This window comes from Spirillospora albida, from assembly GCF_000718255.1.
GTDB classification, from domain to species: Bacteria; Actinomycetota; Actinomycetes; order Streptosporangiales; family Streptosporangiaceae; genus Spirillospora; species Spirillospora albida.
In genome coordinates this window covers 25493-37710 of sequence record NZ_JOFJ01000004.1, presented here as the reverse complement: position 1 = coordinate 37710, position 12218 = coordinate 25493, and the positions used below count along the sequence as shown (strand labels likewise).

Sequence of the window (12218 nt, the reverse complement as noted above, 5' to 3'; positions counted from 1 at the left end):
GCCCCTCAGAACTGCGCAAATGCGAAGAATATTCGCGTCAGCCTAAGAGCGCCGCGACCCCGGGTCAATCGATCAGGCGCTTGCGCATCCCGCTCACCGCGATCAGCCACATCAGCGCCGCGAACAGCACCAGGGCGCCCAGATGCCCGAGGTCGGCGAGGGGCCGCAGCCCGAACACCGCGTGCCGCACCAGCTCCACGCAGTGGAACAGCGGGTTGAGCAGCGCCGCCTTCTCCGCCCATTCCGGCAGCGTCCCGACCGGGAAGAACGTCCCCGCCACCAGGAACAGCGGCGTCACCACACCGGTGATCACGTAGTCGAACGAGTTGATGGACGGCACCACCGACGACGTCCACATCCCGAACAGCCCGAATCCGAGCGCCGTCACGAACGCGATGAACGGCACCAGCAGCATCCCCGGCGCGGGGTCGAGCCCGAAGAACAGCGCGACGACCAGCGGCGTGCACGAGTACACGGAGGACTTCGCCGCGATCCACAGCGCCTCGCCGGTCACCAGCTCGTGGACGTCCACGGGCGCCGCCAGCATCGCGTCGTAGGTGTGCTGGAACACCCGCCGGATGTAGCCGTTGAACATGCCGGGGAACACCGACGTGAACAGCGCCGCCGTCCCCACCACGCCCGTCGCCACGAAGTCGAGGTACCGGTAGTCGCCGACCGCCGCCACCATCGACCCGAACCCGTAGCCGAACGCCAGCAGGAAGAACGTCGGCTCCACCATCGACGCGAACGACTGCGAGCGCCAGTACCGCTTGTACAGCGCCAGCTCGTGCCGCCAGATGCCGCGCACCGCCGCCGGCTCGAACCTCTTCAACCGCTCCGCGGCCTGCGCGCTCATTCCACCCGCTCCCCGGTCAGCACGACGAACACGTCCTCCAGGCTGGCGGCCCGCCGGACCCCGTCCGGGCCCAGCAGATCGTCCAGCGAGGGCGGTATCGTCTCGGCCTTCAGGACCGACACCGACGGCCCGGTCCGGCGCGTCGGCAGGCCCGCCTCGTGGGCGAGCCGCTCCACCTCCACGAGCCGGTCCGGCGGGCCGTAGTGCTCCACGACCCGCTCGCCCGCGTAGGCCGCGACCAGCTCGGCGGGCGCCCCGCGCGCGATCACCCGGCCGTGCGACATCAGCGCGCACTCGTCCGCCAGCCGCTCGGCCTCCTCGATGTAGTGCGTCGACATCAGCACGGTCGTGCCGCCCGCTCGCAACCCGTCGATCAGCCCCCACAGCTCCGCCCGGACCTGCGGGTCGAGGCCGACGGTCGGCTCGTCCAGCAGCACCAGCGCGGGCCGGTGCACCAGCCCGCGCGCGATCAGCAGCCGGCGCCGCATACCCCCGGAGAGGTCGTCGACCTTCGTCCGCTGCCGCTCCGTCAGGTGCGCCAGGGCCAGCGCGTCGTCCACCGCCTGCCGGCGCCGCCCCCGCGGCACCCGGTACAGGTGCGCGAACACCTCCAGGTTCTCCCGCGCCGTCAGCTCCTCGTCGAGGTTGTCCTGCTGCGGGACGACCCCCATCGCGGCCCGCGCCCGCTTGGACTCGCGCGGCACCTCGAAGCCGAGGACGCGGATGGACCCCTCGTCCGCCCGCGCCTGCGCGGTGAGCAGCTTCATGGTCGTCGACTTGCCCGCCCCGTTCGGCCCGAGGAGCCCGAGGCAGCTGCCCGCGGGCACCTCCAGGTCGAGGCGGTCCACCGCCGTGAAGCCGCCGAACCGCTTCACGACGCCGCGCAGGCTGATCGCGGCGGAGACCGCCCGCCCGCCGCCGGTCTCCTCGACTCGTTGCACCGTCATCCGTTCCACATTAGGCACCGGTTCCGCCGCGACCTACTGATTTTCCCCGCGGCCGCTACCCTCTAGGAGTGGACATGTCCCGCCCCGAGCCCGTCACGCGCGTTCGCGACCTGCGCGCCTCCGACGCCGACCGGGAACGCGTCGCCGCCGTCCTCGGCGACGCCCTCGCGGACGGCCGCATCACGATGGACGAGCACGCCGCCCGCACGTCCCGCGTCTACGAGGCCCGCACCCTCGGCGACCTGGTCGGCGTCACCGGCGACCTCGGCCCCGACCCGATCCTGGTCGACGACCGCCCCGTCTCGGTGTTCTTCGGCCGCGCCCACCGCGAGGGGCGCTGGGTCGTCCCCGTCCGCCTCCCCCTCCTGGCCCTCTTCGGCACGGTCGAACTCGACCTGCGCGAGGCCGTGCTGCAGCGCCGCCACGTCGTGGTCGACTCGACGCTCCTGGCGGGCCGCATCCGCCTCCTCGTCCCCGAGGGCGTCCGCGTGGACGTGACGGGCCGCACCTTCCTCACCCCGAGGGACGTGCGCACCCGCCCCACCACCGAGGGCCCCACGGTGGAGATCACCGGAACCATGGTCCTCGGCTCGATCAAGGCCCGTTCCCCGAAGCGCACCCTGAGATCACGGGTCCGGGGCCGCCTGACCCGTGGGAAGTGACGAGCCCCGGCCCGGGGTGTCCGCAGGCCGGGGCCGAAAAGCCGTTTACACGGCGGTGTCGAAGTTGATCGCGCTGTAGGCGCGCAGCTTGTTCAGCTGGTGCTCGCTGGAGACGGTCCGGATGGTGCCGCTGCGGGAGCGCATGACCAGGGAGTGGGTGACGGCGGTGCCCTGGCGGTAGCGGACGCCGTCGACGAGCTCGCCGTCGGTGATGCCGGTCGCCGCGAAGAAGACGTCGTCGGACGTGACGAGGTCGTCGGTGGTCAGGACGCGGCCGAGGTCGTGGCCCGCGTCGATCGCCTTCTGCCGCTCGGCGTCGTCCTGCGGCCACAGGCGGCCCTGGATGACGCCGCCGAGGGCCTTGATGGCGCAGGCGGCGATGATGCCCTCGGGGGTGCCGCCGATGCCGAGGAGCAGGTCGACGCCGGTGCCCGCGCGGGCGGCCATGATGGCGCCCGCGACGTCGCCGTCCATGATGAACTTGATGCGGGCGCCCGCCTCGCGGACCTCCTTGACGATGCCCTCGTGGCGGGGCCGGTCGAGGATGCAGACGGTCACGTCGTGCGGGGACGAGCCCTTCGCGCGGGCGATCGCGCGGATGTTGTCGCCGATGGGGCGCTCGATGTCGACGACGTCGGCCGCCTCGGGGCCGGTGACGAGCTTCTCCATGTAGAACACGGCGGACGGGTCGAACATCGAGCCGCGCGGCGCGACGGACAGCACCGCGATCGCGTTGTTCATGCCGAGCGCGGTGAGGCGGGTGCCGTCCACCGGGTCGACGGCGACGTCGCACTCGGCGCCGCTGCCGTCGCCGACGGCCTCGCCGTTGTAGAGCATGGGGGCGTTGTCCTTCTCGCCCTCGCCGATCACGACGACGCCGCGCATCGAGACCGTGTTGATGAGCTGGCGCATCGCGTTCACGGCCGCGCCGTCGGCGCCGTTCTTGTCACCGCGGCCGACCCAGCGCGCGGCGGCCATCGCGGCCGCCTCGGTCACCCGGACGAGCTCCATCGCGAGGTTGCGGTCGGGCGCCGCGGGCTCGGTCTCGAGCGGGGAGGAGACGGTCGTTTCGTCGGACATGCGAGGCAGCCCCTTCGGTCGATGGTGACTGGGATTGTCCGTGGACGGGACGCCGCGTCACAAATTGGACCAGACCAACCGGTGGAGGCCGTCCCAGGGCGACGTTTCGACGGTCACACCGGTAAGGGATCGTTTCCCCCTCGACGGAGGGCGTAATCTCAAGCCCCATGAGCAGCGACATCGACGTCCCGTCCGGCGGGGTGGCCCAGAACCGCGGGGCGCGTGCCGGCGACGCCCCCGCGCGGACCTCCGACCGGGGGGCCGCCACCCGCGGAGCCCTGCTGGCGGCGGCCCGGGACGTCTTCTGTGAGTCGGGCTTCGCGCAGGCCGCGGTGACGGACATCGTCGCGAAGGCCGGGGCCAGCGTCGGCAGCCTCTACCACCACTTCAACGGCAAGGCCGACCTGTACCTGACCCTGTTCGAGGAGTTCCAGGCCCGGCAGCAGGAGCGCACCCGCGAGGCGATCAGCGCCGTCCGGGACGCGGGCGAGACCGACCCGATGCGGCTGTTCATCGCCGGCGCGGGCGCCTACCTCGGCGGCTGCCTGGAGGAGCGGGACGTCGCTCGGCTGTTCATCTCCGGCGACGGCCCGCCCGGGTTCGACCGCGTGATGCGCCAGCGGCTCGGGAAGTGGGCGCGCCGCAACGCCGCGCTGTTCCACACCGCCGACGGGGGCGTGGACGAGGCGCTGGTCATCGTGCTGACGGGCGCGATGGCGGGCGCCGTGTCGGACATCTCGCTGCTGGAGGACGAGGCCGCCGCCCGCCGCCTCGCCGAGGAGATCATGAACATCGTCGCGACGATCCGCAACCCCCGTACGGAGCAGCTCTGACCGTGCGGGATCCTGGTGGGGTGACGGACAAGACCCCTGCCACCGCTCCCGAGACCGACGAGACCGAGACCGGCGAGGCCGCGTCCCGGGAGACCGGGACGCCCGCCCGGCCCGCCGTGGTCCAGGTGAGTCCCGGTGTGCACAAGCGCCTGACCACCGGGCTCGGCGGCTTCACGATGGCCATGGGCGCCTGCCTGCTGCTGGTGCTGGCGATCTACCTGATCACGCCGCGCAGCACCAAGGAGGTCCTGCCGACGGTCGACTACGCCTCGCAGCTGTGGGCGCTGCGGAACGCCTCTCCGTACACCGTGCACGCCCCGGAGGGGCTGCCGGTGGGGTGGCGGCCGACGAGCTCGCGGGTCCACGGGCTGGACGACGAGTCGGGCAGGAAGCCCGTCGCGTGGCATCTCGGGTTCGTGACGCCCGGCGACGAGTACGCGGCGCTGGAGCAGAGCAACGAGAAGCCGTCCGACTACGTGCCGCGCATGACGAACAACCGGAACGCGCTCGGCACGTACCAGGTGAACGGCGTCACGTGGCAGAAGTACCACCGCAAGGACAAGAAGGCGAACTCCCTGGCCCGGACGCTGCCGAACGGCGTGAGCCTGGTCGTGACGGGCACGGCGACGTACGAGGAGCTCGCGGTGCTGGCGGCGGCGCTGAAGCCGCAGCCCAAGCAGGACGCGCCGCTGAACCCGTCGCCCTCCGCGACGCCGTAGCGGCGGGCTCCGGAAGCGGCGGGGGCCTCAGAAGGGGGCGGGGGCGTCGCCGTCCTCGGCGGGGGCCATCGCGGCGGCCAGCCGGGCGCGGGCGCCCTCCAGCCACTCCTCGCAGATCGCGGCGAGCCTCTCGCCCCGCTCCCACAGCGTGAGGGACTCCTCCAGCGTCAGCCCGCCCGCCTCGAGCCGCTTCACGACGTCGGTCAGCTCGTCCCGGGCGCGCTCGTACGACAGCTTCTCTTCGGCCACGCGCACCACCTTAGGCGTCCGCGCGGCCCGCCACGTCCACGTCGAGGCGCCCGCCGGAGAGCCGGACGTGGAGCCGCTCCGCCTCCGCGACGTCCGCCGGCTTCCGGACGACCGTCCCGTCCTCGCGCTGGACGATCGCGTAGCCGCGTTCCAGCGTCGCGGCGGGGGAGAGGGCGAGGAGCCGGGCGCGGGTGTGCGACAGCTCGTCACCGGCCCGGTCGAGGGCGGCGGACAGGCAGCGGCGCGTCCGGTCCCGCAGCGCGAGGACCTGCTCGGACTGCCGCTCGATCTCCCGGACGGGGTCGGCCAGCGCGGGCCGCGACCGGACGCCCTTCAGCCAGGCGGCCTCCCGCTCCAGCCCGCCGGTCAGGCAGCGCCGTGCCCGGTCCCGGAGCTGCCGGACGAGCTGGAGCTGCTCTCGCACGTCCGGGACGGCCTTCTTCGCCGCGTCGGTCGGGGTGGACGCCCGCACGTCCGCGACGAGGTCCAGCAGGGGGGTGTCCTGCTCGTGCCCGATCGCGCTGACCACCGGCGTGCGGGCCTCGGCGACGGCGCGCACCAGGGTCTCGTCCGAGAACGGCAGCAGGTCCTCCATCGCGCCGCCGCCCCGCGCGATCACGATCACCTCGACCTCGGGGTCGGCGTCCAGCCTGCGGAGTGCCTCCATCACCTCGCCGACCGCGTACGAGCCCTGCACGGCGGTGTTCTCGACGCGGAACGCGACGGCGGGCCAGCGTCGCCGCGCGTTCTGCAGGACGTCGTGCTCGGCGTCGGAGTCGCGGCCGCAGATCAGCCCGATCCTTCCGGGCAGGAACGGCAGCGGCCGCTTGCGCTCGGGCCGGAACAGCCCCTCGGACGCGAGGACCCGCTTCAGCCGCTCCAGCCGGGCGAGCAGCTCCCCGACGCCGACCGGCCGGATCTCCAGGGCGCTGAGCGAGAACGTCCCGCGGTTGATCCAGAAGTCGGGCTTGGCGTGCACGACGACGCGCGCGCCGTCGGTCACGGCGGGCCCGGCCGCCTCGAACACCGGGCGCGGCCCGACGACCCGCACCGACATGTTCGCCACGGGGTCGCGGAGCGTCATGTAGACGGTCCCGCCGCGCGCGTTCAGCTCGGTGATCTGGCCTTCGACCCAGATCCGGCCGAGCCTCCCGATCCAGCCGCCCACCGCCTGCAGGACGGTCCGGACCGGGACCGGCGCCTCCGCCGTGGTCTCCATCGCCATGCCCGGCAGCCTACGGCGTCGGGATCACTCTCCATGGCCGTAGGGACTCTTTCACCGCGTCAGGGACGGCGGATCAGCTCAGGCCGTTCAGTTTCGCGATGCGGTTCTCGTACATGCGGATCACGTCCGGGCGGGCGGCGTGCTTGCGCTCGTACTCGCGCAGCAGCTTCACCTGGTCGGCGGACAGCCCGCGCAGCCGCGCGCGCAGCTGCGGGAGCGTGGCGGTGTCGTAGTTCGGCACCGGCAGCTCCTCGGCGATGTGCTCGGCCTCGGCCTGCGCGGCGGGCTTGCTCTCGGGCCGCGGCTCGAACACGGCCTCGTCCGCGGCCTTCGGCTCAGCGGCCTTCGGTTCGGCCGCCTTCGGCTTCGCGGGCTCCGCCTCGGCGGGCGCGGGCTTGCCCGGCTCCGGCTTCGCGGCGGCGGGCTTGCCGATGGAGATCTCCTGGCCGGCGCGGCGCTCGGGCGCCGTGCGGACGGGGCGCGCGGCGCGGGGCGCCGGGGCCGGCTCGGGCTCCTGGTCGCCGCGGACGCGCTCCACGACCCGACCGACGACCTTCTCGGCCGTGTGCTGGACGTCGGTGCGGAGCCGGCCGAGCACCGGCTTCACGCCGCCGCCCTCGGTGATCTCCTTGTAGTCCTTGGTGACCCGGTCGCTGAGCAGCAGGGCGCGGCCGACCCCGAACATGGCGAGGCGGACGGCGTGCAGCGGAAGGTCGCGCACCTGCTCGCCCACCGTGTCCTGGACGTGCTGCTTGAGGCGGCGCGGCGATCTCGTCATCGTCTTCCCTCTCCTGGCGTCCTTGGTCTGCGAACCGGGCGGTGCGGCTATGGAAAGTGCCGTCTTCACTTTGCCCCATGCGTGCGAATGCGGTCACCCCGGGTTAGCGGATTTCTGTCCGGAAGCGCGTGGATTGGGTCACATAGCGGGCTCCACCTGAGCTTCCGTCCGGGGGACCCGAGCGGGCGGTGCGCCCCGATCGTCCGATGTGCCGCGCGTCCGGCACGCTCTCGTACGATGGTGTGCATGACCGCCAACAGCCAGCGCCGTGTCCTGCTCGCCAAGCCGCGTGGTTACTGCGCCGGCGTCGACCGGGCCGTCGAGACCGTGGAGATCGCCCTGGAGAAGTACGGGGCGCCGATCTACGTGCGCAAGCAGATCGTGCACAACGTCCACGTCGTGAAGACGCTGGAGGAGCGCGGGGCGATCTTCGTGGACGAGACCGAGGAGGTCCCGGAGGGCTCGATCGTGGTGTTCTCCGCCCACGGCGTCGCGCCGGTCGTCCACGACGAGGCGGCGGGGCTGAACCTGCGCACCATCGACGCGACGTGCCCGCTGGTCACGAAGGTCCACAAGGAGGCGGTCCGGTTCGCCGCCCAGGACTACGACATCCTGCTCATCGGGCACGAGGGGCACGAGGAGGTCATCGGCACCACCGGTGAGGCCCCCGACCACATCCACCTCGTCGACGGGCCGGACGACGTCGCGAACGTGACGGTCCGCGACCCCGAGAAGGTGGCGTGGCTGTCCCAGACGACCCTGTCGGTGGACGAGACGATCGCGACGGTCGAGAAGCTGCGCGAGCGGTTCCCGAAGCTGACGGACCCGCCGTCCGACGACATCTGCTACGCCACCCAGAACCGGCAGGTCGCGGTCAAGGAGATGGCCGCGCAGTGCCAGCTGGTGATCGTGGTGGGCTCCGTGAACTCGTCCAACTCCGTGCGGCTCGTCGAGGTCGCCAAGGAGCACGGCGCCGACGACGCCCACCTCGTCGACTACGCCGAGCAGATCGACGAGGCGTGGCTGGAGGGCGTGTCCACCGTGGGCGTCACGAGCGGCGCGTCCGTGCCGGACGAACTCGTCCAGGGCGTGCTGGCCTGGCTCGCCGAGCGCGGGTTCGGCGCGGCGGAGGAGATCGAGTCGGTCCAGGAGAGGATGCGGTTCGCGCTCCCGCACGAGCTGCGCAAGGACCTGCGGATCACGCCCGTCTGACCGGTCCGGCCTGGGCCGGGTCAGTCGGTGTCGCGGTGCCGGGCGCGGCGCGGCGGGGAGTCGTCCCAGCGCACCGGGTTCTCGTTCTCCTCCTGCTCGAACAGCCGCACCCCGGCGAGCTTGTCGCGCAGCTCCCGCACGTTCGCGGGCAGGCCGCGCGCCATCGCGATGACGAGGACGAGCAGCGTCGCGAAGAACAGCCACGGCGCGGTCGCGGCGAGGGCGGTGAACACGCCGACGGTGAGGGCGCGCAGCAGCGACCCGTCGCCGAGGGACGTGACGAGCACCGCGAGGAACGTGGCCGCGAAGAACATGACCGGCGGGGACACGACGAGCGTGAGCAGGTCGGCGGGGCGGGTCGCGAACGCGGCGAGGGCGCAGCCGACCGCGAACCCGCCGCCCGCGAGCAGCGGCAGGTCGAGCCAGCGCGACAGGACCGCGCAGACGAACGCGGTGCCGAACACCACGACGACGCCGCCGCGCCCGGTGAGGGTGACCGGGCCGCCGCGGTCGCGGGCCCGCTCGCGGGCGCGGGCCGCGCGGGAGCGGGCGGCCGCCGCGCCGCGCTGCCCCCGGGCGCGCCCCCTGGGGGCGGCGGCCGTGGCGCCGCCTCCCGGCGCGTCGTTCGCCGTCGGTGTGCTCATCGCCACCTCTCTCGCCCGTCGGACTGCTCCGGGACGGTCCGTCCGCTGAAACCTACCGGTTCGGTGGCCGTTTCCCCCTGAGATCCACTCGTGCCGCCGGCGCGCTCCGCCGTGTCGTGCCCGGTAGGTCCGTCATGTCCGGTGAGTTCGGCGGCCGACAGGGCCCGGGGGCTCTCCTCGACCGGGCGCGGCCCGTCCAGGGCGTCCTCGACGACGCCGAGCTCGTTCAGCCGCCGGGCGCTCACCAGGACCCGCGTCTCCAGGGAGCCGACCGTCCGGTTGTAGGCCTTCGTCGCGGACGTCAACGCCCGGCCCAGCTCATCGACGTGCTGCCCCATCGTGCCGAGCCGCTCGTACAGCTCCTTGCCCAGCTCGAAGACCGCCTGCGCGTTGCGCGAGAGCGCGGCCTGCTGCCACGCGTACGACGCCGTCCGGAGCATGGTGACGAGGGTGGTGGGGGTGGCGATGTGGACGCGGCGCCGCATCGCGTACTCCAGCAGTCCGGGGTCGCGGTCGAGCGCGGGCGCGAGGAACGCCTCACCGGGGATGAAAAGGACGACGAACTCCGGCGCCGGGCTGAACGCCGCCCAGTACGCCTTCGCGGACAGGCGCTCGACGTGGTCGCGCAGATGGCGGGCGTGGGCGTCCAGCCTGACCGGGTCGCCGGTCTCGGCGGCCTGCAGGTACGCGGCGAGCGACACCTTGGAGTCGACGACGATGCTCTTGCCGCCCGCCAGCCGCACCACCATGTCGGGACGGACGGTGCCGTTCTCCGTCGCCGCCCCCGCCTGCTCGTCGAAGTCGCAGTGGTGCGCCATGCCCGCGAGCTCCACGACGCGGCGGAGCTGGAGCTCGCCCCACCGCCCCCGCGCCTCGGGGCGCTGCAGGGCGCGCACCAGCGCCTGCGTCTCCCGGCGGAGCTGGTCGGAGCTCTGCCGGACGAACTCGACCTGCTTGGCCAGCATCGCGTGCGACTCGCGGCGTCCCGTCTCGACCTCGCGGAGCTGCTCCTCGACCTTCGCGAGGGTCTCCTTCAGCGGCGCGACGAGGTGCTCCACGGCCTGCTGCCGACGCCGCAGCTCGCCCGCCGCCTCGACGCCCGCGGCCTGCAGCCGGGCGTCGGCGAGTTCGAGGAACCGCTGGTTGCTGGCGTCCAGCGCCTTCGCCGAGAGGCTCTCGAAGTGCTCGGCCATCCGCCCCTCGGCGTAGGCGAGCTTCTCCTCGGCGGCCTCGGCCCGCGCGATCAGCGTCCCCTGCCGGCCCGTCGCGACCGCGTACCCGGCGACGGCGCCGAAGACGGCCCCGATCAACAGGCCGGCGAACACCGCGAGGTCCATCCGGCCATCGTGGCAGCGCGACCGCTCGGCGCGCCCGCGACGCGCCGGGGCGCCCCACGAACCGGACGGTGCCGGGCGTTCCGGCAGGTGTCCGTCGGCGGCGCTCGCGGGCGCCCATAAACTTGACCGCCGTGAGCCTCTCCATCGGAATCGTCGGGCTGCCCAACGTCGGCAAGTCCACCCTGTTCAACGCGCTGACCAAGAACGACGCGCTGGCCGCCAACTACCCGTTCGCGACCATCGAGCCCAACGTCGGCGTGGTCGGGGTGCCCGACCCGCGGCTGGCGAGGCTGGCGGAGATCTTCGGTTCGCAGCGGATCCTCCCCGCCACGATGGAGTTCGTCGACATCGCGGGCATCGTGAAGGGCGCGTCCGAGGGGCAGGGGCTCGGCAACAAGTTCCTCGCCAACATCCGCGAGACCCAGGCGATCTGCCAGGTCATCCGCGCCTTCGAGGACCCGGACGTCACGCACGTGGACGGCGACGTCGCCCCGTCCCGCGACATCGAGACGATCAACACCGAGCTGATCCTGGCCGACCTCCAGACGATCGAGAAGGCGCTGCCGCGGCTCGACAAGGAGGCCCGCACCAAGAAGGACAAGGACAAGCTCGCCGTCCTCGACGCGGTCAACGCGGCGCAGAAGCTCCTGGACGAGGGGACCACGCTGTTCGCGGGCGCCGCGAAGGCGGGGATCGACCTGGAGCTGCTGCGGGAGCTGCACCTGCTGACCGCGAAGCCGTTCCTGTACGTCTTCAACCTCGACGAGGGGGAGCTCACCGACGAGGCGCTGCGGGCGCGGCTGCGCGACCTCGTCGCCCCCGCCGAGGCGATCTTCCTGGACGCCAAGATCGAGTCGGAGCTGATCGAGCTGCCGGACGACGAGGCCCTCGAGCTGCTGCAGGGCATGGGGCAGGAGGAGTCCGGCCTGTCGCAGCTCGTCCGGATCGGGTTCGACACCCTCGGCCTCCAGACGTATCTGACGGCGGGGCCCAAGGAGACGCGGGCCTGGACGATCCGGAAGGGCGCGACGGCCCCGGAGGCGGCCGGCGTCATCCACACCGACTTCCAGCGCGGCTTCATCAAGGCCGAGATCGTGTCGTTCGACGATCTCGTCGAGGCGGGCTCGATGGCCGACGCCCGCTCGGCCGGGAAGGTGCGCATGGAGGGCAAGGAGTACGTCATGCAGGACGGCGACGTCGTGGAGTTCCGCTTCAACGTGTGAGCGCGCCCGGGGCGGGCGGGCCGGGTGTGATGTTCGATACAGCCGATGGACGCGGGGGACGGCACGTCCTCCGCGTCTGGGTGTTTTAGACGTGAATGTCGCTTATTCGACACTGTGCGGATTTGATTCGGAAAGAGATTCCGGGCGCCGCGGACACCGGGTAACCAATCACCGGCCGAACCGACATGCTTGTCCAGAACCTGGTCAGACGCACCCTTCGGCGCCCTGGATAGGGGATCGTCACCGTTCGGCAATCCGATCCGACCCCCGCGGGCCGGATCGCCCCGTCCACGACCGCGCGCCGGGGGTGTGTTTCCCTTGGATGCGCTGGAAGAATTGACGCTCGTGGTTACCCTGGGCGCGGGGTCCGGATCGGGCCACACGCACAGGAAGCACGGGAATCGGGAACTGGGACACGACCGCGCCGATCATCGGGGGTGAGGCGCGAGCGGA

13 protein-coding genes are annotated in these 12218 nt (G+C 72.5%); 5 read left to right on the top strand and 8 right to left on the bottom strand.

Features of this window, described 5'->3' with window-relative positions; all coding sequences use genetic code 11:
* Window positions 1-64: 64 nt before the first annotated feature.
* A complete protein-coding gene (locus IE99_RS0106690) occupies window positions 65-856 on the bottom strand; it encodes an ABC transporter permease (protein WP_030165249.1) in 792 nt (263 codons plus the stop codon).
* Window positions 853-1803 carry an ABC transporter ATP-binding protein gene (locus IE99_RS0106685; RefSeq protein ID WP_084219331.1) on the bottom strand — a complete coding sequence of 317 codons (951 nt, stop codon included), beginning with the start codon at window positions 1801-1803 and terminating at the stop codon, window positions 853-855. The genes IE99_RS0106690 and IE99_RS0106685 overlap by 4 nt, the downstream gene beginning before the upstream one ends.
* Window positions 1804-1877: 74 nt before the next feature.
* Between IE99_RS0106685 and IE99_RS0106680 the strand changes: the two genes are divergently transcribed.
* Window positions 1878-2465, top strand: a complete 588-nt coding sequence (locus IE99_RS0106680) for a DUF1707 SHOCT-like domain-containing protein (RefSeq protein WP_030165242.1) — start codon at window positions 1878-1880, stop codon at window positions 2463-2465.
* A gap of 45 nt (window positions 2466-2510) precedes the next feature.
* Here the strand turns inward: IE99_RS0106680 and glpX are convergent, their stop codons facing one another.
* Window positions 2511-3545 (bottom strand): class II fructose-bisphosphatase, encoded by a 1035-nt coding sequence (glpX, locus tag IE99_RS0106675; protein ID WP_030165240.1) that lies wholly within the window; start codon window positions 3543-3545, stop codon window positions 2511-2513.
* A gap of 167 nt (window positions 3546-3712) precedes the next feature.
* Here glpX and IE99_RS0106670 point away from each other — a divergent pair, with 167 nt between their 5' ends.
* Both IE99_RS0106670 and IE99_RS28905 read left to right on the top strand, forming a co-directional pair.
* Window positions 3713-4378, top strand: coding sequence for a TetR/AcrR family transcriptional regulator (locus tag IE99_RS0106670; RefSeq protein ID WP_030165237.1), 666 nt, complete (start codon window positions 3713-3715; stop codon window positions 4376-4378).
* Between the two features lie 20 nt (window positions 4379-4398).
* Window positions 4399-5097: a DUF4245 domain-containing protein gene (locus IE99_RS28905; RefSeq protein ID WP_084219330.1), complete on the top strand. Its 699-nt coding sequence runs from the start codon at window positions 4399-4401 to the stop codon at window positions 5095-5097.
* Window positions 5098-5124: 27 nt separating this feature from the next.
* Here the strand turns inward: IE99_RS28905 and IE99_RS0106660 are convergent, their stop codons facing one another.
* From IE99_RS0106660 to IE99_RS30080, 3 genes are all read right to left on the bottom strand, one after another.
* A complete protein-coding gene (locus IE99_RS0106660; RefSeq protein WP_030165232.1) occupies window positions 5125-5346 on the bottom strand; it encodes an exodeoxyribonuclease VII small subunit in 222 nt (73 codons plus the stop codon).
* A 10-nt stretch (window positions 5347-5356) separates the two neighbouring features.
* Entirely contained in the window at window positions 5357-6571 is a 1215-nt protein-coding gene (gene xseA / locus IE99_RS0106655) for an exodeoxyribonuclease VII large subunit (RefSeq protein WP_030165230.1), read from the bottom strand.
* 73 nt (window positions 6572-6644) lie between these two features.
* The gene (locus IE99_RS30080) at window positions 6645-7349 is read right to left on the bottom strand and encodes a DUF8129 domain-containing protein (RefSeq protein ID WP_051712130.1); all 705 of its coding nucleotides are present in this window, start codon (window positions 7347-7349) and stop codon (window positions 6645-6647) included.
* A gap of 246 nt (window positions 7350-7595) precedes the next feature.
* Here IE99_RS30080 and IE99_RS0106645 point away from each other — a divergent pair, with 246 nt between their 5' ends.
* Window positions 7596-8561 carry a 4-hydroxy-3-methylbut-2-enyl diphosphate reductase gene (locus IE99_RS0106645; protein ID WP_030165223.1) on the top strand — a complete coding sequence of 322 codons (966 nt, stop codon included), beginning with the start codon at window positions 7596-7598 and terminating at the stop codon, window positions 8559-8561.
* A 20-nt stretch (window positions 8562-8581) separates the two neighbouring features.
* Here IE99_RS0106645 and IE99_RS0106640 read toward each other — a convergent pair whose 3' ends face one another.
* Window positions 8582-9205 (bottom strand): DUF6542 domain-containing protein, encoded by a 624-nt coding sequence (locus tag IE99_RS0106640; RefSeq protein WP_030165221.1) that lies wholly within the window; start codon window positions 9203-9205, stop codon window positions 8582-8584.
* Window positions 9202-10542: a DNA recombination protein RmuC gene (locus IE99_RS0106635; RefSeq protein WP_084219329.1), complete on the bottom strand. Its 1341-nt coding sequence runs from the start codon at window positions 10540-10542 to the stop codon at window positions 9202-9204. The genes IE99_RS0106640 and IE99_RS0106635 overlap by 4 nt, the downstream gene beginning before the upstream one ends.
* A 131-nt stretch (window positions 10543-10673) precedes the next feature.
* Here IE99_RS0106635 and ychF point away from each other — a divergent pair, with 131 nt between their 5' ends.
* On the top strand, window positions 10674-11765 hold the full coding sequence (gene ychF, locus IE99_RS0106630) for a redox-regulated ATPase YchF (RefSeq protein WP_030165215.1): 1092 nt from the start codon (window positions 10674-10676) through the stop codon (window positions 11763-11765).
* Window positions 11766-12218 lie beyond the last annotated feature (453 nt).